This is a genomic window from Bdellovibrio bacteriovorus str. Tiberius (assembly GCF_000317895.1).
Classification (GTDB): domain Bacteria; phylum Bdellovibrionota; class Bdellovibrionia; order Bdellovibrionales; family Bdellovibrionaceae; genus Bdellovibrio; species Bdellovibrio bacteriovorus_F.
The window spans coordinates 2,739,770-2,761,316 of sequence record NC_019567.1; the positions used below are offsets into that span (position 1 = coordinate 2,739,770).

A 21,547-nucleotide genomic window follows, 5' to 3' on the forward strand; every position below is an offset into this window, starting at 1 on the left:
AATTCGTCCTATTGAGCTAGGTTGTCCCAGAAAGCGGGTTCAACCTTGACCGCAACAACAGCGTCATCACAGCTGTACCAGCCTTCCACATTCGAGTTACCGAACTGACCAGGAACCTTAAAGATCGGCGCCGTGTTCAGGGCTTCGGCCTGACGGATATCCACACCTTGATGAAGCATCGTCTGGCGCAGCAGATCGCAGGCACGATTGTTGGTGATAATATGGTTCTGGATACCGTGATTTTCATGATTCCACTTTTCTGATAGCGGGTTTCCGTAAGCGCGAATGGATACAAGGCTCATGGCAGAAAGCGCTGACAAATTGCTGACGTTGTTATTGGCAAAGTTCACGTGCGACAGATTTGGCAGTTCTTTCAGTTTGTCGATATTGATCACTCGATTATGGTGCATGTTCAATACCTCCAAACTTTTCAGATTCTCGATCCCGTCCAGCATAAAGATTTCGTTATCGGAAATATCCAAAGACGTCAGGGATTTCAAGCCACGCAAAGGTTCCAAGGATGAAATCTTGGTGCTTGCAAGGTTCAGCTTGTGCAGATCCTGCAGGTAACGGAAGGCCTGGCCGCAAGACATCTTTTCTGAAATCTTCGCGGCCGTGCGGATGGCTTTCACCGTGTCCTTCGTCACTGAATTTTCGTCGGAAAGACCGCAATAGTCTTCAAAGGTCATCATTTTCGTGATTTCACGGGAATCATAGAACTTCAACTTTTCCGTCATACCGGCAAAGGCATTCACACAAGAATCCGGATTTTCACGGCAGATCTTGATCGCGTTTTGAACAACGTCAAAGTTGTCGCGAATCACGGACTGGAGGGTTTGAAGGCGAGCTTTTTCTTCAGAATGTTCGATACTGATATCCAGTAAATCCTGAGTGCGACCCAAGTCAGCGCTCAGTTTCAGATACTGGCGAACCAGGGATCTTCTTTTTTGTTTGATGTCTTCGCCGATATCGGTGACTTCGCTGCTCAGCTCCTGGGCCTCGGAATTGGCATAGCTGGTGTAACCATACTGCATCCACGCCGGACCGTCAGACTTCTGAGGCTGGTAAGTCATGCTGTTTAGCTGAGACGAAAAGCCACCTTCTTCGGTCGCATAATTGATCATCTGAGAAATCGCTTCATAACACGCTTCGTATTTTTCGATATCGCACTTAAAGATCTGCGCCGTGACGCCTTTTTTAATTTTTTCTTCAGACGTTTCAACACCTTTTAGGATGTTAGCCAGTTTTGAAACGTCCCCACCCACCTGAACTGCCGTAACGGTGAACTTGACATCGCGGCCGTATTTCTGAACGGCGGCGTTCATGCGCCCGTTCAGTTTGATGATATCCATGATGTTGGCATTGGCGTCGGACTGAAAGTTAGCCTTCAAGTCACTGGAGGTGAACGTAAATTTCACGTTGATCAGAAGCTTTGCTTCTAGTGCCAAAGAACGAATGTAGCTGTCACCGCAGACTTGTTTGACGTTGCCTTTGCTGACCGCGTCCTTCCCCGCTTGAGTCAACGTCAGGTTCTGCAAAACAGCGTTTTTCCCGGCCGCACTGATAACATAAGCCGCTGAAACCGAGTTCGACGTATTGGCGGTGCTGCCTGTGAAGTTCGCAGCCCCACCGGCAGAGATAATATCCAAAGAGATATCCGCTCCGATAGCCATACCCAGTTCAGTCAACAGGCGCTCTTGGCTGACACCCGCTTCAACACCTACGTAGCCGTTGGAACTGCCCACATAGGCCAAGGTTCCAGTTACGCAAGGCACTTTGAACGTTTGAGTGGCAGAATCAAAACCAGATCCCAAAAAGCCCTGTTCAGAAAGCTTGGTGATTGTTTCTGCATACGCTGGGGCCGCCCCCGTAATCAAGGCGGCCGCCATTCCTAGTTTAATTTTTTTCAGTAAGTTCGTTTTCATATAATCTCCGTTAGTTTATTAGCAGGTTTGGACTCGACAGACTTCGTGGCGCTTGGGTGGCGGATAGTATTCTTTTTCTTTTTTCGATGGTGCGGGCTTCGGTGGCGGCGCCAACTTTTCAGTCATTGACCACTGACAAACCGCCACGAACTTGACACCTTCCGGGACTCGGCAAATTTCACCGGGGGCCCAGTTTCGCTCGTCATCACCGAAGACGGGGTAATTCACCGCGGTGGTTGACTCGGTCGAATTTTGCTCGGTTTTGACGCCAAAGTATTGAGCGCTGTCTTTGGTGAAACCAAAGAACTGAGCATTGTTTTGTTCAATACAACGATTCAACCAGGCAATGCGGGATTGAATCTGGGGGACCGTCAGCTTTTCGACAGAGCATCTTTCAAAAGAGGCTTTGGCGGAAGCCGTCGCCAGCAAAATTGTGATAGTAAAAATAAATGATTTCATAAGTTCTCCATTAACAGTTTAGGCGAAGACAAATATCTGCCCGCGGCCGCTCTTCTTTAGGAAATGGAGCAGGCTCTGGGGCCGGTGCCGGCGGAGCGGGAACTGGCGCCGGAGGAGGAACCACTTTCTCCGTCACAGACCACTGGCAAACCGCGATAAACCTGACGTCCTCGGGAGCCAGACACAATTCTCCGGGTGCCCAGTTGCGTTCCTCATCTCCAAAGACCGGATAGTTCACGGTGGCGGTCGACTCAGTGTCGGTCCCGACTTCCTTGACACTGAAGTACTGAGCACCGTCTTTGGAAAGCCCCAGGAAAGAGCCGTTGTTTTCCTGGATACAGCGATTCAGCCAAGCAATGCGAGCCTTTACTTGCGCCACCGTCAATTGTTCCACAGTGCATCTTTCGAAAGCGGCCTTCGCGGAAGTGGCTGACAGCAAAATAATGGTGTTAAAAATAAGTGCTTTCATGCGAGCTCCTTTTACTGGCACAGACGAGGGGGACAAATATCTCTGGGAGGACGCTGCGGTTTAAGTTTAGGTTCCGGCTTCTTTTCTTGAGGGGGGAACGGATTGGGCATCACGACTTTCTCAGACACCGAGACTTCGCAAACGGCAAGAAATCGGACTTCTTCAGGAACCCGGCATACGTCTCCTGGAGCCCAGTTTTGTTGGTCGTCACCAAAGATCGGATAGTTCACTCGAGTGGCCATCATCACGGAGTTGGCACGGACCTCGGTTCCGAAGTACTTGGCGTTTTCTTTAGTGAAAATCAGAAAGGCCCCGTTGTTTTCATCAAGACAACGTCTAAGCCAAGCCACCCGGGCCTGGGCTTTTTCTATGGTCATAGGTTCCATCGAACAGCGCCCGGACGTGGCTCGGGCCGATATCGCCGTCAGGATGGTGGCTGCAAAGATAATGAATGACTTCATGGGGTCTCCTTTTTTTCAGGAAGACCCTTTTGCAAGGTGAAGACCCCGTATTTGGGACTTGAGGACAGCTTTATTTCGTTTTAAGACCCGAAATGTCTGAAATTCCGGAACCCGTCCGAGAAAAGGGACGGACAAAATGGGCTATTTTCCAAGCTGGAACTTCTCGAAACGATGAAGCTCTTTTTCGATTTTCTCTTTATTGGCCTTGGATTTGTGTTTACCCAGCCAGCTCCATTGTTGGATCAGAAGCTCTTGGTTTTGCCGATCGGTCTTGAGGTCAATGACCGCTACGGCCTGATCCCCGATGATCACCGGCAAGCCGAAATAGCCGTACTTGCGTTTTTCTTTCGGGACGTAGGCTTCAAAACGATGATCATAATCAAAGAACATGTGAAAGCGTTTGCGCTGAATCACCAAAGGATCAAACGGCGACAGGATGTGGGTCATGTCGTTGGCTTCAGGCATTTCGCTATCAAGTATTTTTGCTTCGATCCAAAAGGCCTGTTTTTCAAGATCTTTGATTTGGACCGGGACAAGGCTTCCCTTTTTTACGCGGGCTTCGATGCGCTTAAGGATTTCTTTTTTAAATGGCGCTTTGGCCATGTAGGCTGCGGAATCAAGGCTGATCACACCTTGGGACCGCAAGGCCCGGTCAATGTAGTATTCGTAGACTTCCGCGGGTGTGGCGGCCTTGGGGCGCTTGTCCCAGGCAAAATGACGGTCGGTCAGGTCGTACTTTTTAAGCATGCCTTGGCGTTCGGCGATGACCAGGTCGCCGCCGTTAAATCCGCATTGCAGGAATTTCTTTGACGGCTTCTTGCTAGCCCACGCGTGAGTCTTTTCGACCAGCACGTCATCAGTGACATCACGAATGCTGATGGGGCCTTGTTTTTTGATGGTGGCTAAAATCCCCTTCACGTCTTTTTCGGTGACGGAAGAATACCATTCTGACGGATTGACCTTACGGCGGTTCATGTCGTTGATGAAGTACTTAAAGTCGTCTGTGGCGACGTAGGCCAGGGCATGGGTCCAATATTCAAAGATCGTCTTATCTTTGCTTTGTGCCTGGTGCAGGTGCGAGCGTTTATAGTCTGGGATGCGTGAAAACAGGATGTGGTGGTGTGAGCGTTCGATCACGTTGATGGTGTCGATTTGAACATAGCCCAGATGTTTGATGGCTTTAACGGTGGCTTTGGGGCCTTGGCCGAAGGGTTTGGGTTCGGTCAGGCCCTGGGATTGGAGCCAGAGGGACTGGGTATGATCTTTTGATAGTATCAACAGTGACATACCCATACCTTTAGCAGACGAAATACAATTACACCATCATTCTTCTTCCTGAACAAGCTTAAGAACTTCTCCAATAGGGGTATCCGGAGGAGAGATCTTATCCGTTCCCAGCAAAGCCCTTTCGATTCTTATAACTTCGCTTCTCCAGTCACGCGACCAATCCTGTGACCAAATTCTCTCAATCTTCCAACCGCGAGACTTTAACAGCGCCTCTCGAATCTTATCCCTGTCCCTGGCATATGGCGTAGAATGGAATATTGCACCGTCACACTCAATTCCAAGTGCAAAATTCGACTGAATGACCGGGTGGTGAATACCCAAATCAATAAAGAATCCGCTACTACCGATCTCAGCACTAACTTTATGACCGTTCTCTTCCAAACGCCTTTTAACATCCAAAGCAAATCTACTAGATTTTCGATTCGTTATAGTACCAGCAATCGGGAAGGAATTAAGAATATCCATTGCAAGCTCCAAATTCTGATCGGAGACAGCCTTCGAGTAAGTGAGGTATCTACCAAAAACACAAAGATCAGGATTCTTAGAGAACGATTCTTCATCGACAGGAATAGACCCTGGATCAAATGAGCAATACACATGCATCTCAGACTTCGCACGTGTTGCCGCAACGTTCAACCGCCTACCGCCACCTTTCTTACTCAAGGGACCGAAGTTCATTCTGAGCTTCTTTCCGGGCGCGGCTGGCGCGTAACCCACTGATAGAATAATAACATCTCGCTCATCCCCTTGTACGTTTTCAAGGTTTTTCACAAAGAGGCCGGCGTCAGATTCGCCATCTTTAAATGCAAGAGCTCTTTCGTAAAGACGACGAGCCTCCGGGTCTCGATCTATTTTTTTCTCGATAGCTTCATCAATTGCATTCGCTTGTTTCTGACCCATAGCAATCACGCCATAGGACCTATCAGGGTTTAACCTAATACGCTCAAATAAATCATCAACCAAAACCTCTGCTTCGGTCTCATTACCACTCTTTGTCGTAAAGTAGCCATTTTGCACAAGGTTGAACTTTAATGCTCCTCCGGCCGTCATCATTTGAGGATTAGGCGCAGCAATAAGTTTCCCGCCATAAAATGCTCGATTTGAAAATGCAATCAAAGATTCTGATTTACTCCGATAATGCCACTCTAACAGAACCGACGGATATACCATCGAAGCCAGATCCAGCACACTAGGTTCGATTTCAAAATCATCTTCATCGTCATCGATTACGCCTCCTGAGAAAAAGTTAGTAGGAGGCATCTGCTTATTATCACCGACAACAATCATCGTCGAAGCCCGGTATATTGAAGGAATTGCATCCTCAACCCTAACTTGCGATGCTTCATCGAAAATAATAACGTCAAATAGCCCCTTTTGTAGAGGCAGTATCTGACTAATACTCAAAGGACTCATTAACCAACATGGCTTCAACTGCATCATGGTTGCAAGAGCACCTTTTTCCATGATTTCCCTTGGGGAAAGAACTTTTCGCTGCTTTTCAGCCTCCCGACGTAGCAAAGGAATGCCACTACGATCACTAGAAGAAGTCCATCTCATGGCAAACGATTGATGGACTGCCTCTTGGGAGCCCTTTTTGTGCATTTCCGACGAATTTCTGAAACTATCCACTAGTGAAACAACACGATCACGACTAAAAGATCTAAGAGTTGGATCGGAGGTAATAACCTGTTCTGTCCAAATATTAAGCATCGTGGATTCAAGTACATCCGTCCAGCGGACTTTGACCTTACTAAAGAACTTGTTGATCGTCCCCTTCAAATCTTGAATTTCAAATAGATCCTCAATTCGACGAATTTCGAGATCAGCTTTATCAACTACTTCGAGATCTGGCAGGGAGTCTATCATCTTACCAACAAACTCTGATCGCACCGAATCATCACCATAACTCGGCACATTCGTAATATAGTCGTTAAGTTCAGCCCACCTTCTATTACTTTCTTCCTTTACGGCCTTAATATCTTGAAGCGCAGCCTTGATTTTCGATATGCCGCCGACGGTGTCATTGAATCCCTCCAGAGAACCCAATGCGGCATTCTTCATTTTTACTGTCAACTTAAGGTCTGCATTAGATAAGAACAATTCTAAATTTTGTAAACGACCGATTTGCTGCTCAACCCATGCGCGAGTTCCCGTGTGCTTATCTACATCAAGAGTAACTTGAGAATTGAAAGAGTCCGCCAACAAGTGCAACTCATCAAAGGACTCCCTATATTCTCGATAGCCTGCAAACTGTCGATTCGTTCCATTCCAATCATGACAAATGTTTTTTCGTAGGTCTCGTTGTCGCCAATAAACACCCGAGAACCAGTCTATTATGCCCCTGGGCTTGGAATAGTACACTTCAAGGTCTTTAACAACCTCAGGATCAGCATCAGGAACAATGGAACAGTATGAGCTTTTATGCTTCTCAAGCCGAGCCAAGGCGGCTTTGAGTGAAAGTATCAATGTACTTAGCGCGGTCCTTAAGTCATCTTTCGACTTATTCCAGAGGGCCTCGTACTGTAAAGGCAAAGCTCCATGATCTTGCAGCTTTCCTATTTCCTCATAAATATCATTTGACACATCTCCGGCAGTCTCAGACATAATCGCGTTCAATGACTTCACTTTGTCGATACTGGAATCAAACGAGTTCTTGAGATCACGAAGTTTAAATTCCAGAATATTAGTTTTTACAACATCAGGCTTCCTGTACATCCACGGACTATTTTGAAGGTCGGAGCATTTACTTAAAAGATCCTGTATCAAACCAAAATCGCGTGAAAAACGCTTAATCCTCTCATAATTTAAATGAGAAAATTTGCTGTATACGTCGGGAACAATAAAATTCTGATCTACTAGAGAAGTCGCAACAATCAAATCTGAGTGGCTTAATCCACTCTTTTGATTCTCAGCAGAAAGCGCATCCGCATAGGCATTCATCTCTTTCTTGGTATGATCCAGAGACTCTGTCAAGTCATGCCATTCGCGCTGACTTACTTCACAGGGCGCCGCTGCCGCCATTTCTAAAAATGATTTATATAGGTCTGATTTATTTAGATCGCTGCTGTGGATAAGCACAGCTTGTGACTCAATATTCGCCCCTTTCATTCGATTATATACGACATCAAGGGCTGGTCGCTTTTCTGAGACAAACAAGACCTTCTTACCTTTCGCCAGATAATCGGCAATTAAATTGACAATAGTCTGACTCTTACCTGAGCCCGGGGGACCTTGAATCACGATAGCTTTTGATTTTCGAGCGCTATCAATTGCCCTGTGCTGGGTACTATCGATATCAACTACAAAATAGTTATCTCGCTCTCTATAAGAATTGGAGTGAACCCCGATTTTTTGGACACGGTTTAAAAGTTCACGGACCCTTTGTACTCGACCGGGCTCTTCATGCCAAGTGCTGAGTGCGGAGCAATATTGTTATAATCTGCAAACCACTGCGGCAAAAGCTTGAGAACCGTCTCTGCGCTGTCACAGTCAGCCTGATAAACGTAATCCCTTTTGATTGTTTTAACGAATGCTTCAGCCATGCCGTTGGATTCTGGGCTGTAGGCTCTGGTGTAACAGCAATTCAGATTTAACTCTTTGCCAAGATCCTTCACGGACTTCGCACGGTAAATTGACCCTCGATCTGACAACCACTGAATTTCGCGAGGACATCTCAATGACTCACCAAATCTCGCTTCAACAGCTTTAACCATCAATTCCTCTATGTCGGTAGCTGATAGCGGCTCAGTCCTAGCGACGTAAGCAAATGCTTCGCGATCACAACAATCCAAAGCAAACGCCACGAAAACTTTGTCGCCGTTAAAACAGCGGATTTCCATGCCATCTGAACACCAACGCAGATTCGGGAACATAGTCATAACAACTCCCGTATGTGGCCTTTTTGGCTGTGGCATTGTTTGTGGCAATGAAAGACCATTCATGCGCATGATTCTTTGAACACGCTTGCGATTGATCTTATTGCGACCATCAAGGGATCTTTGGCGATTCACCATCGTTGTCACCCGGCGGTAGCCATAGGTGGCTCTAATTGCAATAACGGCTTTGATTTCTTCTAAAATTATTTGATCGTCTGATTTTTGGTAATGGCGAGGCATGCCAATTTCCTCCTGAGAAACTGGTTCGTAATAAATTGAACTTCGGCTGATTTCGAAAACTTCTGCGATCTGACTTACTTCATACCGATTAAGCGCTTTGACTTCTTTGGCGGTTGAAGTGCTTTTAATATCGCTTTTTTTTGAACGATCTCCAGGCCATCTTTTAAGATGTCATTCTTGATCGTCAAATCGCCAACTTTAGCTTTGAGATTCTGATTCTCAGCCTTGAGTTTGTCGTTTTCTTCGATCAACTTTTGAATGTATTCCGCACTGATTGGGGATTCGTCTTTTTTGTGGTTCATTTGCCTCTTCCAACTATAAAGAGTGATAGCATGAACCCCGTATTTCCTGGCAAGCACTGGGATAGAAATTCCCTGGGAATTGTGCTCTTTGATGATTAATTGCTTCTTTTCCTGTGTAAATACTTTCCGTCTGTTAGACGTTGTTTCCATAAAGACCCCCTGGGTTGGGTGTCCAAATAAAATCGGGGTCAGGAACAGATTCTTCTGGAGGTCGAAGAGATTGATTGCCTTCAAGTAATGGAACAATGCCAACAAGCCATAGAATGCATACTTAAAGCATACTTAAATCATCACGAAGTCAAATTTGCTGGCACGCATGACATTGAAGTACTATCAAAATTAATAGAAAAAATTGATTTTGATTTTTCAACTGAACTAGAACCTCTATATTTTTTAACTGACTTTTCCGGCACTAATCGATATAAAATTAAGCTTGGTCAACTAATACCGTGTTCCTGACCCCGATTTTATTTGGACACCCAACCCAGGGGGTCTTTATGGAAACAACGTCTAACAGACGGAAAGTATTTACACAGGAAAAGAAGCAATTAATCATCAAAGAGCACAATTCCCAGGGAATTTCTATCCCAGTGCTTGCCAGGAAATACGGGGTTCATGCTATCACTCTTTATAGTTGGAAGAGGCAAATGAACCACAAAAAAGACGAATCCCCAATCAGTGCGGAATACATTCAAAAGTTGATCGAAGAAAACGACAAACTCAAGGCTGAGAATCAGAATCTCAAAGCTAAAGTTGGCGATTTGACGATCAAGAATGACATCTTAAAAGATGGCCTGGAGATCGTTCAAAAAAAAGCGATATTAAAAGCACTTCAACCGCCAAAGAAGTCAAAGCGCTTAATCGGTATGAAGTAAGTCAGATCGCAGAAGTTTTCGAAATCAGCCGAAGTTCAATTTATTACGAACCAGTTTCTCAGGAGGAAATTGGCATGCCTCGCCATTACCAAAAATCAGACGATCAAATAATTTTAGAAGAAATCAAAGCCGTTATTGCAATTAGAGCCACCTATGGCTACCGCCGGGTGACAACGATGGTGAATCGCCAAAGATCCCTTGATGGTCGCAATAAGATCAATCGCAAGCGTGTTCAAAGAATCATGCGCATGAATGGTCTTTCATTGCCACAAACAATGCCACAGCCAAAAAGGCCACATACGGGAGTTGTTATGACTATGTTCCCGAATCTGCGTTGGTGTTCAGATGGCATGGAAATCCGCTGTTTTAACGGCGACAAAGTTTTCGTGGCGTTTGCTTTGGATTGTTGTGATCGCGAAGCATTTGCTTACGTCGCTAGGACTGAGCCGCTATCAGCTACCGACATAGAGGAATTGATGGTTAAAGCTGTTGAAGCGAGATTTGGTGAGTCATTGAGATGTCCTCGCGAAATTCAGTGGTTGTCAGATCGAGGGTCAATTTACCGTGCGAAGTCCGTGAAGGATCTTGGCAAAGAGTTAAATCTGAATTGCTGTTACACCAGAGCCTACAGCCCAGAATCCAACGGCATGGCTGAAGCATTCGTTAAAACAATCAAAAGGGATTACGTTTATCAGGCTGACTGTGACAGCGCAGAGACGGTTCTCAAGCTTTTGCCGCAGTGGTTTGCAGATTATAACAATATTGCTCCGCACTCAGCACTTGGCATGAAGAGCCCGGTCGAGTACAAAGGGTCCGTGAACTTTTAAACCGTGTCCAAAAAATCGGGGTTCACTCCAACCGCGAAAGCAGATAAATTTACCCAACGACTATCACTTAATAAGAGAGTTTTTCAATTCTATTCTTAGCACTTTCCCCCCAGAACTCACTGGAGTACTTCAACTCAATATTCCGACCAAAGCCCCCGAAGTAAAATATAGAGATGAATATCCCTTCGAATTTTCACAGAAGGGAAAACACGTCGAACTTCATGGTTTCTATCCTACCTTACACAACCCCATGTCCGCAGCATGTAAGATAACCTTTAGGCACATTAAATTGAATGGAGTGTCGTTCTTATTTAACCAACAATCCATAATAACCGACCTTTTTGGAAATCTATATCTCGCTCCACACTTGCGAAGTTTTAGTAGCAAGTATTCAAAATCCACAAATAACAGGTTCTCTTTGAATTTCGAAGGTCCTAAATTCGAAGTTTCAAAAGATCAGATTTTGGAGCTTTGTGAAATCGTAGACAACTATTCAAAGCCTTTCCTAAATCAACTAAAATCAATTGATGAAATCTACAAAACCAGCAGTTTCGAAAGAATATCTAGAACTTCTGAATCTTACTGTTTAGCACATGTTAACAGACAGGCCTGGGAAAAAATAAAAAGGTATTCAAGAGATGGATACAAGTCGAGCTGTACACTTTTTGAGCTCGAGTCAGGGGGAGATTGCATTCATGTATATAATTGCAACATTCCAAGAGCTTATAAGTTCGACGCATGTTTTTCATTATATCCAAACTATAAAAACGAGGGTCGCCTTGTCCAGATATACTGGTCTCCGCATTTGACGGAAAAAGCTGTCAGAGATGGTTTTGCGAACCATTTCATTAGTTGTTTTCAGGCCTTTATCTGGCTTATTGAAACTCTGATTCCTGAATCAGTTGCATATAGTGATCTTAAAAAGCAGTCTATTTTTAACCGTATCCTCAAAAAAGGCCAAGACGTTCTTTCTCCTGTTCACTATTTAGATTGGAGTTCAGAACATATGTACAAAGAAATGTTGTCTAAAAAGACCCCACTATACTACGCAGAGAAACTCCAGATTTTCTGCCATGGGAATAGAGATCTGTACGTATCAGTGGAGTTTTTTTCTTGCCTCATTGATTGCCTAATTTGGTGCTGCACGCACATACCAATTAAAAATCTTGATTACATTTGTGGCAATTTTGGCTTTTCAGGAAACCGAAAAAGTATAGATGGAGTCATTCGCTTCTTAGACGGTTCTAAGACAATCAAAAAGGATTTCTCGGGCTCACAAATCGACTATTATCTGAGAAGCTTGTGTGCATTTCTCGACGATGCACCAGATTCTTTTGATCAAACAAAAATGCTAGAGAAAATGCATCCGATGATCAGTCTGCTGAACAGGGAGAAATTACTATCTCAATTTTCTTGAGCAATAACAGAGAATGTTTAAATCATTAAAATCAGTTGATGGCCGCTAAAAACTCATATCGCGTAGCGCTGAATAAGCTTCAATACTTTTTTCAATCGAAAAAGCCAAGGAATCCATTCGCTTCTCACTAAGTCTTTTGCATTCGAGCATAGACCTTAAGCGATCTGATCTTTACTGATGACGGAGGCTTGCTTGCATACAGAAGAACCAAACATATGTACGAGCCAGCATTCAAAAAGACTGATCTGCTGTTCTCGGGAACTCACGTTCTAAGACATACTGGTGCGAGGTTTTCCAACGGTTGATAGAACCGCCATCGACAAGATCGAAAACAAAGGTAAACTGCTCCTGCTCAAAGAGAAATAAAGAGGGCTACCTGGCGGCATTTGCTGGCGAATCGCCAGGAAAAACAGAAGACTACAAAACTCGCAACCCCACGAATTTTGAACATAAAAAAACCCGGCTTGAACCGGGTTTTAAAAAATTGGTAGTGAGAGGCGGACTTGAACCGCCGACCTACGGATTATGATTCCGTTGCTCTAACCAGCTGAGCTACCCCACCACACAGTAACGCCAACTTATAAGGAACGAAGTCCCCACTTGTCTGCGTGAAGCAAGATTTTTAGTTGTGAACGCGCAGGAAGTCAATAATGGGCTTTGCGTTATATTTCGAATCTTAAATTTTCGTGCTTAGCCCGCCTTAGGTCTTGACCGTGTGGCTTTTCCGCAATGCAATTACAGACTGTGACAGATTCCATACCACGGAGGGGGAACTAATGAAGAAATTAATGATGGCGCTTGCCGTCCCAGCGCTACTTGCAGGCTGTTCTGACAAGAAAACGCCAAAAACCGGTGATTCCGAAGGCTTCGCAGGCCTGTTCTGGCAACAAAGTGCCAACGTCATTTCCGTTCGCACTGTAGACGACCTGCCTATTAAAAATGCACAAATTCTAATCGGCGACGCTTTGAACTCCCCATTCAGCGGGAACTTCCTGACCACAGACGCTAACGGCCAGGTGGAACTGCCAGCAGCTTGGAACCAAGCCCTGCCCGTGACCGTTCAAGCCCCAGGCTTTGTGCGCTCTACTTATATGAGTCAGGAACCCGGCGCTTTGACCTTCAAACTGCGCGCATCCGTAACGACCACTCAATATGAAGTCAAAGGTGTGACCTCGGGCCTTCCGGTTCAGGACAAAGACGGCTATGTCGATTTCGGTTTGGTGATGCCGGCGTTTTCTAAAATGGCGCTGCTGTCCTTTGATATCAACAACGTCATCAGCCCGCAGTCCGACCGCATCGAAGCCATGGGTCAGGACATCGACGTTCCAGCGAACATCGCTCTGCCTCGCCAAAGCGAAAAATACGCGCTGTTCACGATCACTTTGGATAAACCGAACTATCGCATCTATTACGGTAATACGGGTGTGAACCGCGTTTTTGCGGCTCGCGGTCGTTTCCCGTTTAAATCCACGGTGGACGCTCTTCGCGGCGGGGCTGAGTTCTATGAACTGATCAACAGCTTTGCCATCAACGGCGGCGCGGTTCGTGATATCGAAGTAAAATCAGGCTCTACCCGTCTGGATATGCCTACACGCGAGCTGAACTTCACGACCAAACAAGACGTGATGGCTCCGACCTTCCGTTCGGATGAGATGTTCATCGCTGTCGGCGTGGCTAATCAGTCCGGTTACCTGATCCCCACGGACGTGAAAAAGATCGAAAACAACAAAAAGATGGCTCTAAACACCCTGGCGGGATCTGAGCTGATGGTTCTGGGCGTATTGAAGAAAACCTCCGAGATGAAATCCGGTGGCGACCGCATGAGTGCGACGCTTCTGCCATTCACGGCGGGCGCAGCCCCTAAAATGTTGCCACTGATCCCGGATCCATCCCTGCAGGCGGGCGAACTGCTGATGCCTAAATTTAACACAATTGATGGTGTGAACCCGATTGCGACTTATTCGGTCCTTTCCAAGGAAGAAGAAGTGGTGCAAGGCTCTGCCAAAGTGAAAGTGCTAAACCCGCAATGGGAAGTTTACGCCCAGAACTGGCTTGAGCGCATGAAGCTGCCACAGTGGCCGAATGATTCTGCCCCGGCTGGCAAAAAACGCTGGGAAGTGAACTTCGTCGGAAGCCAGACGGCAACGACGGCTCCGGTGGGACCTGCGATGATCGAATCTGCGACCCACGTGACTCATAGTTCTGTTTCCTTCTAAGACATCTTCAAAAGCCGCTTCATCCCGAAGCGGCTTTTTTTTCGCCCAAAAAGCCTTTCAAAAGCGCTTTTATGCTGTTAGATTTTTCTTAGATGTCTAATCCAGCGCGCATTCTATCCAAAAAAGTTCTGATGGGACTTGTGATTATCACAGGATGCACTTTTGTGGGTTGCAGCCTTTTTGACAAAAAACCGTCTGCGCACCAGCGCATGGGTCAAATCAACAAACAAAAAGTCTTCTTTGCTTCCTACGATAATGTCTGGCGTGCGGCGCATGCGGTTTTGAAGTACCCGATCGCACAAGAAAATCAGGACACCGGCGTTATTGAAACCGAATACATCAAGGGTGTTGACGGCTGGATTCCACCAAACGAACAGCGCCCGCCTTCCAGCGGGATTCGTTATAAGCTGACCCTGATCTTTGCCAAAGGCAAAACCGAAGGCCGCGAATCCACCCGAGTCACCATCGAAAAACGCATGGAAATCCTGCGCGACTTCTTCAGCGAACCTGAAACCATGGAAACCGACGGCCTGGAAGAAAAAATCATCTTCTATCGCATCGAACGCGAACTGATCGTGAACGAGGCTTTGAAAAAAGCCGGCTTCTAAGTCGACCGCATCCGAGGAGAAACCCTGTGCTGGTTAAATTCCTGCGCTCTATCGCCGAAAGATCCCCGACATTTGTGATGAGGATGTTCTTTAACATCTATCCGCCGTATCTGGGTTCGGGCATCAAAGTCGAAGAAATTTCGTCAGACTATAAATACCTGCGCGTGCGCTTGAAGCTTCGTTTCTATAATCGCAATTACGTGGGCACTCAGTTTGGCGGCAGCATCTATTCCATGACGGACCCGCATTTTATGTATCTGTTACTAAATAGCCTGGGATCTGAATACATTGTCTGGGACAAGGCCGCTAAAATAGATTTCCTAAAACCCGGCAAGACCGATCTGATCGCCGAATTCCGCATCGACGACAACCTGCTAAACGAGATCCGCGAAAAAACCAAAAACGGAGACAAGTTCGTCTTTGACCTGCCGGCCGATATTTTTGACCTGAACGGCGTCAAAGTAGCAGCCCTTAGCAAGACCCTTTATGTTCGGAAAAAATCCGACAAACCACGCCAAGCCGCAACGTAAATTTTGAACGGACTTTTTTTCGTTTTTAGACGACGCAGAATCCTGCTAGGCTTTTTGATATGTCGAAATCAAATTTCAAAAAAGCCCTGATCTTTGCAAGCGTATTGCTGCTTCAACCCATCCTGACCCCAAGCTCTGCCGCTTTGGCGAAAAGAAGAACTCCGCCCAAAGCCTTCAGCTTTATCGCCGAAGGGGGCAAGGCCTCCCAGGGCGAGTGTGATGGCGAACGCAAGATCCCTCGCCTGAAACGTCTGAAAGAATATTCAGGCGCAAGCTCTTACATGGGTTCGGAACTGCAAGATCCAGAAATCAAAGGCAAGCCAGGGGATGAGATGTGGAAACATTTCTTCCGCGCCAAACCTGCCTGCAACTCGGTACTGGCTAAAACACCTTCTTCGGTGAACGACAACCTGGCCAAAGCCAAACCGGACGTTTCCAACGAAGAGGACTCGGAAGAAGCCGCAGAAAATGCGGATGAAAAGCAACAAATCGAAAACGCAGAGGCAGAACCTGCCACTGAATAAAGAAAAAGCCGGGTCTCCCCGGCTTTTTTATTAGTTATTCTTCTTAATATAGTCTTTCCACATGTCGACCAAGGCTGTTTGCTTGATCGGCTTATCACTGAGTCGAACCCCGGTCAGGCGTTCCAACCCTCGCACCGCCGGCAGGTGAACTCTTGTGTCGTTATCTGACAGCAGACCCGCAAAGGTCTTAAGCTCGCGATCCATTGGTTTTTTAGCCAATACATCCACGATTTGATGACGGATCCACAGGCTGTGGGCGTTCTTGAAATTATATTTCTGATTCAGCTCTTCCCACAAAAGGTCACGAACTTCGGGGCTTGAGTTCTTTTCCAGAACCTCAACCGCCGCGGAACGAACCACCAGGGCTTTATCTTTAATCAGCTTTTGCGCAAGCTTTTGGGCTTCGTCGGTGTTCACTTCACTCAGCGCAATCAACGCCGCGTTTCGCATGAACCACTGGCTGGAGTCGCCTGCGCGCACCAAGTCCGGTGTGGATTTAGGGCCGCGAGCTTCCGCTGCTGCCATCAAAGCCTTCCAACGGACACTCATTGGCTGAGAATCATTAAACGCCAAAGATACGAATTGGGAATAGTATTTTTCGCCTTGAACCTGGACCACCATGCGGCGGTTTTCACCAGGAAGCTTCAACAGTTCCATGGCCGAAGTTAAAGTGCTGGATGAACCCTTGGGGCCTGCTGCCAAAGCACTTGAAGAAAGTCCCGCAATCAAAACAGAGGCCACAAGAATCTTATTCATAGCTTTTAACTCTTTTTGGTGACGAAGTTTTCAAACTCACTCATCAGCTGGTTGGTTTCATCTCCGTTTTTGGCGGCTTCTTCGCTGCCATCACCGGCTTTTTCAGCGGCCTTATCCAAAGCGCGCTGACCTTCTACCGCTGCTGCAAATTCTTTCATCAGGTCATCATCGATCAACTCAGAACCACCGCCAGAATCAGCCGAAGCTTCCGGAGCAGGTTCGGCCGCCACTTCCGCTGCCGGAGCTGCCGGTTCAGGAGTCGGCTGTGGCGCTGGTGTCGGTGCCGCCGCGGCCGGAGCCGGAGCTCCTGCCTTCAGGGCTTCGAGTTGTTTTTTCAGATCATCGTTTTCGTCGCGATAACGGGAAAGATCCGCAATGTCTTCGCTGATGATTTCATATTCGGCCAAGCGGGCTTCCAGATCACGAAGCTTGCCGTTAAGTTCTTCTTTTTCAGCAGAAGACATTCCGGCATCACCGCCACCAGCTCCACCCGCTGGTGCGGATTGCGCCGCAGCAAGTGCTGCCTGCAACTGAGTCTGCAGTTCTTCGACTTTCTGATGATTTTCAGACAACGACAAACGCAACTGCGCCACTTCGGCTGCAGATTCTGCCGCCACCGCCGCTGCATCCGCACTTGAAGAAGTCGACGCCGCCGAGGCTTGCGCTTTCTTCGTCGTCAGTGGGGATTCGTCCATTTCAACATCCACGCCCAGATCGTCTGCCGCCGGGCGGGATTTCGCCGCCGGAGCATTCGCCTGGTTGTCGAGGATCTTTTGCAGCGTTTTCTCAAGCTGAGCTGCATCGACACCCTGACCGTTTTCTACAGAGGTTGAAGATGAACCTTTCTTCGCGAAAAAGGCACGGAAGGCCAAGAACAGCGCAAGAAGGATGATGAGCCCCAAAAGGCCCTCAATGATCGAGGTATTGTGAAAATCCCAAAAGGACAGAAATTTTTCAATTGTCACAATTCAAATTCTCACCCATCCCAAGGGCCCCGTCAATGCTGGACCTTTGAAGGTATTCGGGTTAGCGTGAACCATCTCGAGGTGATACTTATGTCTCAAAAGCCCTATGATCTGATCATCCAAGGCGGGATCTGCCTGTTACCCCACCCCTCTGAAAGTGGACTTATCGAGCAACAGGCCGACATCGCCATTACAGATGGACGCATCGAAAAAATCCGCGAATCCATCAATGAGCCCGCCCTCAAAATCATCAAAGCCCACGGCCTGCACGTCCTTCCTGGGGTTATAGACAGCCAGGTGCATTTCCGCGAACCCGGCCTGACTCACAAAGAAGACCTTGAAACCGGCACCCGCGCCGCTATTTTAGGGGGCGTCACCAGCATCTTCGAGATGCCAAACACCAACCCTTCCACGACCACCAAAGAAGCCTTCGAAGACAAACTGCAAAGAGCGAAAAACCGGGCCCACTGCAACTATGCCTTCTTCATCGGCGGAGCCCATGACAACGTCGCCAATATCGCGGAACTGGAGCTGATGCCTCACTGCTCGGGCGTAAAAATCTTTATGGGAAGCTCGACCGGGAATTTGCTGGTCGAGGATGACGAAACCCTGGAGCAAATCCTAAAACGTGGCCACCGCCGCATCATTTTCCACAGTGAAGATGAAATGCGCCTGCGGGAGCGTAAACACATTGCTTCAGATATGGCTGATCCCCATTATCACCCGGTTTGGCGGGATGTGGAAACCGCTGTGAACTCGACCACGCGGCTTTTACGACTGGCCCGAAAAACCGGACGCAAGATTCATGTTCTGCACGTTTCAACCGGCGAGGAAATGGATCTGTTAAAGGACGCCAAAGACATCGCCACTGTTGAAGTTTTGCCTCAGCATCTGACCCTGTATGCGCCCGACTGCTATGACAAGCTTGGCACCTATGCCCAGCAAAATCCGCCGATCCGGGAAAAGCGTCACATGGACCGCATCTGGAAAGCACTTTTGGATGGCACAGTCGATGTGATCGGTTCGGATCACGCGCCCCACACACGTGAAGAAAAAGACCGTCCGTACCCGGCAAGTCCGTCTGGCGTTCCGGGCGTGCAAACTTTGGTGCCGATCATGCTGAATCACGTTCATGACGGTCGTTTGTCACTGATGAAGTTCACCGAGCTTGTGACAGAAAATCCTTGCCGCGTCTTTGGTGTCAAAAACAAAGGGCGTCTGCGCCAGGGCTTCGACGCTGACATTACGATTGTGGATCTGAAAAAAGAAATGACGATTGATAACTCCTGGATCGCCAGCCGCTGCGGATGGACTCCGTTCCATGGCATGCACGTGACCGGATGGCCGACGCACACAATTGTGGGCGGAAAACTTGTCATGGAAAATGATCAGGTCGTTTTACCAAGCCAAGGTCAGGCTGTGGACTTCCTGGAAACCCGTTCATGAATCCAGCTCCGAAGAAAACCGCCGCGGGCCTGTTTTTTGGTGGCCTGCTGCCGGTTATCGCCTTCACCCTGATTGAAGAATACTATGGAATCATTCCCGGTCTGATTGCCGGGATGGTTTTTGGTTTGGGTGAAATCATCTGGGAACTTTACCGACACAAGAAAGTTCAAAAGATCACCTGGATCGGCAACGGGATGTTGCTGGGGCTGGGTGCGATTTCTTTGATTTCGTCTGAAGGCATCTGGTTTAAGCTTCAGCCCGCTTTGATGGAAGGGGCTTTTGCAATTGTGCTGTGGGGATCGCTGGTCGTTAAAAAGCCCTTACTGGTTTATCTTGCAGAACAGCAGGGGCAGCAGTTTCCGGATATCATCAAGTCGCGTATGGCGGGAATCACCTTCCGCGTGGGTGTTTTCTTTGCCATTCATGCCATCCTGGCAACGTGGGCGGCCTTAGAGTGGAGCACCACCAACTGGGCACTATTAAAAGGCATCGGCCTGACCGTCAGTTTTATTCTGTATCTTGTCATTGAGGCTGTTCTGCTTCGAAGGATCGTTCTAAAACAAAGATCAGAATGAAAAATCTGATCTTGGGTTTAATTTTACTGCTATGTACCGGGTGCGGCCAGTTGGACGTGATCGTTCGCTGGGCCGATATCACGGCCGCTTCCCGCGCGGATCGCTATTTTGATCTAACCAGCGAACAAAAATCAGAGCTGAAAGAAAATATTCAAAACGACATCGCAAAGATGCGAAAAGAAATGTTCCCCGAGGTCGCAAAAACCTTCCGCAGCCTGGAACCAGAGATCAAAAAAGAACAGATCAACAAGGACCTGGTCAGTAAAAACTTTATCGAGATTCAAAGCTATTTCAAAAAAGGCACAAACTATTTCAAAGACACGGCTTTAAAAACCGTCGGCAAACTGAAAAAATCGCAGTTCGAGCACTTTGCCAAAAAGGTCCGCGAAGACATCACCGAAACCCAGGAAAACAACGAGACCCCGGAAAAGTCGCTGAAAGCTTCTTACAAACGCTATCGTCGCAGTTTAGAATTCTGGATCGGCGGAATTTCAGTCAAACAACAAGACGAAATCGAAAACTTTTTAAAAGCCAACCCCTATCCGTGGCAGCTGCAAAACAAAAGCCGCGAACACAGCTTAAAACTTTTCCTGGAAGCCAGCCACAATCCCGGCGCCTTGCAGAAATTTGTGGCTGATTATTTCGTCGACTATGAAACCAGCCGCCTGCCGGAATTCAACGAAGCCCTGAACAAACACAAAGCCGCCTTCCAGACCTTCCTGACCGAGCAGTTCTGGAAGGGCTTAAGTACTTCGCAAAAAAATGTCCTGCGGGATAATCTGATATCCAGAGCCGACGATCTGGACAAGATCGCTCAACGCCCCTGAAACTCGGGTGCTTTCTTTTCTTTCATCGCTTCCAGCGCTTTGAAGTGATCTTCCGTACGTTGAGTGATCCCCTGATAAGCCGCTGCCAGATCCAGGATCGTGGACAGATCATTCAGGTAAGCCATCTTCATGGTCTTTTTCGTCATCTGCACCGCCACCGGCGCATTGCCAGCAATTTTATCTGCCAGCTTTTCAGTTTCCGCCGTTAAAGATTCAACAGGCACCAGATAATTCAAAAGCCCCCAGTTCAACGCCTCCGCCCCTGAAACCAGATCCCCGGTCAAAGACATCTGCATGGCCTTACTAAACCCAATCACCCGCTGCAGGAAGAAACTGCCCCCGTCACCCGGAACCAGGCCCAATTTTACGAAGGTTTCCCCAAATTTGGATTTTTCAGTCCCGATGCGCAGATCACACATCATCGCCAGATCACACCCCGCCCCAATCGCCGGTCCGTTGACCATGGCGATCACAGGTTTGGAAAGCTCTTCAATACACTTGGGAATCTGCTGAATCCCATGCATGTACCGCATACGAAGCTCGTTCGATTCCCCGGCAAACATGCCGGTTTTATTTTGCATGGCTTTCACATCACCACCAGCACAGAACGAAGTCCCTTCACCAGTAATAACAATCACCCGCACCAAGGAATCAAAATCCGCAAACCTCAAAACCCGAGTCAACGAATCCACCATCTCCAGCGAAATAGCATTACTCTGCTCTGGATTAGCCAAAGCAACCCACAACGTATGATTTTTAAGCGAAACCGAAAGATGCGTAAAAGCTTGAGAATAAAAAGACACGATTCCCCCTACCCTCGACGCTACCCAAGCGTCCTAGGAGATGTCAAATGCAAGGCGGAAGAAGGAGGCGTACCACTGGTACGTCGACGACGCCCAACGCAGCAGTTGGCGTCTCATAGGCCGCTCCCTCTTAGAACGAAAAAAGGCTCCCCTGAGGGAG

22 protein-coding genes and 1 tRNA gene are annotated in these 21,547 nt (G+C 47.4%); 11 read left to right on the forward strand and 12 right to left on the reverse strand.

Going from position 1 to position 21,547, the window contains the following annotated elements:
* Nucleotides 1-8: 8 nt before the first annotated feature.
* The 8 genes from BDT_RS12995 to BDT_RS13030 all read right to left on the reverse strand — a co-directional run bounded on the left by BDT_RS12995 (nucleotide 9) and on the right by BDT_RS13030 (nucleotide 9,168).
* Complete coding sequence (locus BDT_RS12995; RefSeq protein WP_041577848.1) at nucleotides 9-1,925, reverse strand: leucine-rich repeat protein; 1,917 nt, start codon at nucleotides 1,923-1,925, stop codon at nucleotides 9-11.
* An 18-nt stretch (nucleotides 1,926-1,943) separates the two neighbouring features.
* The gene (locus BDT_RS13000; RefSeq protein ID WP_015091710.1) at nucleotides 1,944-2,384 is read right to left on the reverse strand and encodes a hypothetical protein; all 441 of its coding nucleotides are present in this window, start codon (nucleotides 2,382-2,384) and stop codon (nucleotides 1,944-1,946) included.
* Between the two features lie 10 nt (nucleotides 2,385-2,394).
* A complete protein-coding gene (locus BDT_RS13005) occupies nucleotides 2,395-2,853 on the reverse strand; it encodes a hypothetical protein (RefSeq protein ID WP_015091711.1) in 459 nt (152 codons plus the stop codon).
* An 11-nt stretch (nucleotides 2,854-2,864) separates the two neighbouring features.
* Entirely contained in the window at nucleotides 2,865-3,314 is a 450-nt protein-coding gene (locus BDT_RS13010; RefSeq protein WP_041577849.1) for a hypothetical protein, read from the reverse strand.
* 141 nt (nucleotides 3,315-3,455) lie between these two features.
* Nucleotides 3,456-4,601 (reverse strand): winged helix-turn-helix domain-containing protein, encoded by a 1,146-nt coding sequence (locus tag BDT_RS13015; RefSeq protein WP_041577850.1) that lies wholly within the window; start codon nucleotides 4,599-4,601, stop codon nucleotides 3,456-3,458.
* 36 nt (nucleotides 4,602-4,637) lie between these two features.
* Nucleotides 4,638-7,841, reverse strand: a complete 3,204-nt coding sequence (locus BDT_RS13020; protein WP_015091715.1) for an AAA domain-containing protein — start codon at nucleotides 7,839-7,841, stop codon at nucleotides 4,638-4,640.
* Between the two features lie 122 nt (nucleotides 7,842-7,963).
* The gene (locus BDT_RS13025; RefSeq protein WP_148278732.1) at nucleotides 7,964-8,845 is read right to left on the reverse strand and encodes an IS3 family transposase; all 882 of its coding nucleotides are present in this window, start codon (nucleotides 8,843-8,845) and stop codon (nucleotides 7,964-7,966) included.
* Nucleotides 8,791-9,168: a transposase gene (locus BDT_RS13030; protein ID WP_041577221.1), complete on the reverse strand. Its 378-nt coding sequence runs from the start codon at nucleotides 9,166-9,168 to the stop codon at nucleotides 8,791-8,793. Before BDT_RS13030 ends, BDT_RS13025 begins: the two co-directional genes overlap by 55 nt.
* An 87-nt stretch (nucleotides 9,169-9,255) precedes the next feature.
* Between BDT_RS13030 and BDT_RS19550 the strand changes: the two genes are divergently transcribed.
* From BDT_RS19550 to BDT_RS13050, 4 genes are all read left to right on the forward strand, one after another.
* Nucleotides 9,256-9,477 carry a HEPN domain-containing protein gene (locus tag BDT_RS19550; RefSeq protein ID WP_041577851.1) on the forward strand — a complete coding sequence of 74 codons (222 nt, stop codon included), beginning with the start codon at nucleotides 9,256-9,258 and terminating at the stop codon, nucleotides 9,475-9,477.
* A 38-nt stretch (nucleotides 9,478-9,515) separates the two neighbouring features.
* Complete coding sequence (locus BDT_RS13040; protein ID WP_041577221.1) at nucleotides 9,516-9,893, forward strand: transposase; 378 nt, start codon at nucleotides 9,516-9,518, stop codon at nucleotides 9,891-9,893.
* A 23-nt stretch (nucleotides 9,894-9,916) separates the two neighbouring features.
* Complete coding sequence (locus BDT_RS13045; protein WP_235046334.1) at nucleotides 9,917-10,720, forward strand: IS3 family transposase; 804 nt, start codon at nucleotides 9,917-9,919, stop codon at nucleotides 10,718-10,720.
* Nucleotides 10,721-11,138: 418 nt separating this feature from the next.
* Complete coding sequence (locus tag BDT_RS13050; protein WP_148278832.1) at nucleotides 11,139-12,137, forward strand: hypothetical protein; 999 nt, start codon at nucleotides 11,139-11,141, stop codon at nucleotides 12,135-12,137.
* A gap of 485 nt (nucleotides 12,138-12,622) precedes the next feature.
* Here BDT_RS13050 and BDT_RS13055 read toward each other — a convergent pair.
* Nucleotides 12,623-12,699, reverse strand: a tRNA-Met gene (locus tag BDT_RS13055).
* 214 nt (nucleotides 12,700-12,913) lie between these two features.
* Here BDT_RS13055 and BDT_RS13060 point away from each other — a divergent pair.
* The 4 genes from BDT_RS13060 (at nucleotide 12,914) to BDT_RS13075 (ending at nucleotide 16,015) form a co-directional block, all read left to right on the forward strand.
* A complete protein-coding gene (locus BDT_RS13060) occupies nucleotides 12,914-14,353 on the forward strand; it encodes a hypothetical protein (protein ID WP_041577852.1) in 1,440 nt (479 codons plus the stop codon).
* A 92-nt stretch (nucleotides 14,354-14,445) separates the two neighbouring features.
* The gene (locus BDT_RS13065) at nucleotides 14,446-14,961 is read left to right on the forward strand and encodes a hypothetical protein (protein WP_011165078.1); all 516 of its coding nucleotides are present in this window, start codon (nucleotides 14,446-14,448) and stop codon (nucleotides 14,959-14,961) included.
* A 77-nt stretch (nucleotides 14,962-15,038) separates the two neighbouring features.
* On the forward strand, nucleotides 15,039-15,491 hold the full coding sequence (locus BDT_RS13070) for a DUF4442 domain-containing protein (protein WP_148278971.1): 453 nt from the start codon (nucleotides 15,039-15,041) through the stop codon (nucleotides 15,489-15,491).
* 59 nt (nucleotides 15,492-15,550) lie between these two features.
* On the forward strand, nucleotides 15,551-16,015 hold the full coding sequence (locus BDT_RS13075) for a hypothetical protein (protein WP_015091719.1): 465 nt from the start codon (nucleotides 15,551-15,553) through the stop codon (nucleotides 16,013-16,015).
* 30 nt (nucleotides 16,016-16,045) lie between these two features.
* Here BDT_RS13075 and BDT_RS13080 read toward each other — a convergent pair whose 3' ends face one another.
* On the reverse strand, nucleotides 16,046-16,771 hold the full coding sequence (locus BDT_RS13080) for a HEAT repeat domain-containing protein (protein ID WP_015091720.1): 726 nt from the start codon (nucleotides 16,769-16,771) through the stop codon (nucleotides 16,046-16,048).
* A gap of 5 nt (nucleotides 16,772-16,776) precedes the next feature.
* Nucleotides 16,777-17,673: a hypothetical protein gene (locus BDT_RS13085; protein ID WP_235046122.1), complete on the reverse strand. Its 897-nt coding sequence runs from the start codon at nucleotides 17,671-17,673 to the stop codon at nucleotides 16,777-16,779.
* Nucleotides 17,674-17,826: 153 nt separating this feature from the next.
* Here BDT_RS13085 and BDT_RS13090 point away from each other — a divergent pair, with 153 nt between their 5' ends.
* From BDT_RS13090 to BDT_RS13100, 3 genes are read left to right on the forward strand one after another with little or no spacing between them, the layout of a single operon-like run.
* Nucleotides 17,827-19,182: a dihydroorotase gene (locus BDT_RS13090; RefSeq protein ID WP_015091722.1), complete on the forward strand. Its 1,356-nt coding sequence runs from the start codon at nucleotides 17,827-17,829 to the stop codon at nucleotides 19,180-19,182.
* The gene (locus BDT_RS13095; RefSeq protein ID WP_015091723.1) at nucleotides 19,179-19,757 is read left to right on the forward strand and encodes an inner membrane-spanning protein YciB; all 579 of its coding nucleotides are present in this window, start codon (nucleotides 19,179-19,181) and stop codon (nucleotides 19,755-19,757) included. Before BDT_RS13090 ends, BDT_RS13095 begins: the two co-directional genes overlap by 4 nt.
* Nucleotides 19,754-20,584 carry a DUF6279 family lipoprotein gene (locus tag BDT_RS13100; RefSeq protein WP_051026313.1) on the forward strand — a complete coding sequence of 277 codons (831 nt, stop codon included), beginning with the start codon at nucleotides 19,754-19,756 and terminating at the stop codon, nucleotides 20,582-20,584. The genes BDT_RS13095 and BDT_RS13100 overlap by 4 nt, the downstream gene beginning before the upstream one ends.
* Here the strand turns inward: BDT_RS13100 and BDT_RS13105 are convergent.
* Complete coding sequence (locus tag BDT_RS13105; RefSeq protein ID WP_015091725.1) at nucleotides 20,572-21,387, reverse strand: enoyl-CoA hydratase-related protein; 816 nt, start codon at nucleotides 21,385-21,387, stop codon at nucleotides 20,572-20,574. The genes BDT_RS13100 and BDT_RS13105 overlap by 13 nt on opposite strands.
* Between the last annotated feature and the right edge of the window lie 160 nt (nucleotides 21,388-21,547).

Coding starts and splice junctions, on each gene's coding strand:
- BDT_RS13070 (WP_148278971.1), top strand. CDS start 15,039: ATGAGGATGTTCTTTAACATCTATCCGCCGTATCTGGGTTCGGGCATC.
- BDT_RS19550 (WP_041577851.1), top strand. CDS start 9,256: ATGGAACAATGCCAACAAGCCATAGAATGCATACTTAAAGCATACTTA.
- BDT_RS13095 (WP_015091723.1), top strand. CDS start 19,179: ATGAATCCAGCTCCGAAGAAAACCGCCGCGGGCCTGTTTTTTGGTGGC.
- BDT_RS13065 (WP_011165078.1), top strand. CDS start 14,446: ATGTCTAATCCAGCGCGCATTCTATCCAAAAAAGTTCTGATGGGACTT.
- BDT_RS13080 (WP_015091720.1), bottom strand. CDS start 16,771: ATGAATAAGATTCTTGTGGCCTCTGTTTTGATTGCGGGACTTTCTTCA.
- BDT_RS12995 (WP_041577848.1), bottom strand. CDS start 1,925: ATGAAAACGAACTTACTGAAAAAAATTAAACTAGGAATGGCGGCCGCC.
- BDT_RS13010 (WP_041577849.1), bottom strand. CDS start 3,314: ATGAAGTCATTCATTATCTTTGCAGCCACCATCCTGACGGCGATATCG.
- BDT_RS13040 (WP_041577221.1), top strand. CDS start 9,516: ATGGAAACAACGTCTAACAGACGGAAAGTATTTACACAGGAAAAGAAG.
- BDT_RS13075 (WP_015091719.1), top strand. CDS start 15,551: ATGTCGAAATCAAATTTCAAAAAAGCCCTGATCTTTGCAAGCGTATTG.
- BDT_RS13005 (WP_015091711.1), bottom strand. CDS start 2,853: ATGAAAGCACTTATTTTTAACACCATTATTTTGCTGTCAGCCACTTCC.
- BDT_RS13015 (WP_041577850.1), bottom strand. CDS start 4,601: ATGTCACTGTTGATACTATCAAAAGATCATACCCAGTCCCTCTGGCTC.
- BDT_RS13060 (WP_041577852.1), top strand. CDS start 12,914: ATGAAGAAATTAATGATGGCGCTTGCCGTCCCAGCGCTACTTGCAGGC.
- BDT_RS13030 (WP_041577221.1), bottom strand. CDS start 9,168: ATGGAAACAACGTCTAACAGACGGAAAGTATTTACACAGGAAAAGAAG.
- BDT_RS13100 (WP_051026313.1), top strand. CDS start 19,754: ATGAAAAATCTGATCTTGGGTTTAATTTTACTGCTATGTACCGGGTGC.
- BDT_RS13090 (WP_015091722.1), top strand. CDS start 17,827: ATGTCTCAAAAGCCCTATGATCTGATCATCCAAGGCGGGATCTGCCTG.
- BDT_RS13000 (WP_015091710.1), bottom strand. CDS start 2,384: ATGAAATCATTTATTTTTACTATCACAATTTTGCTGGCGACGGCTTCC.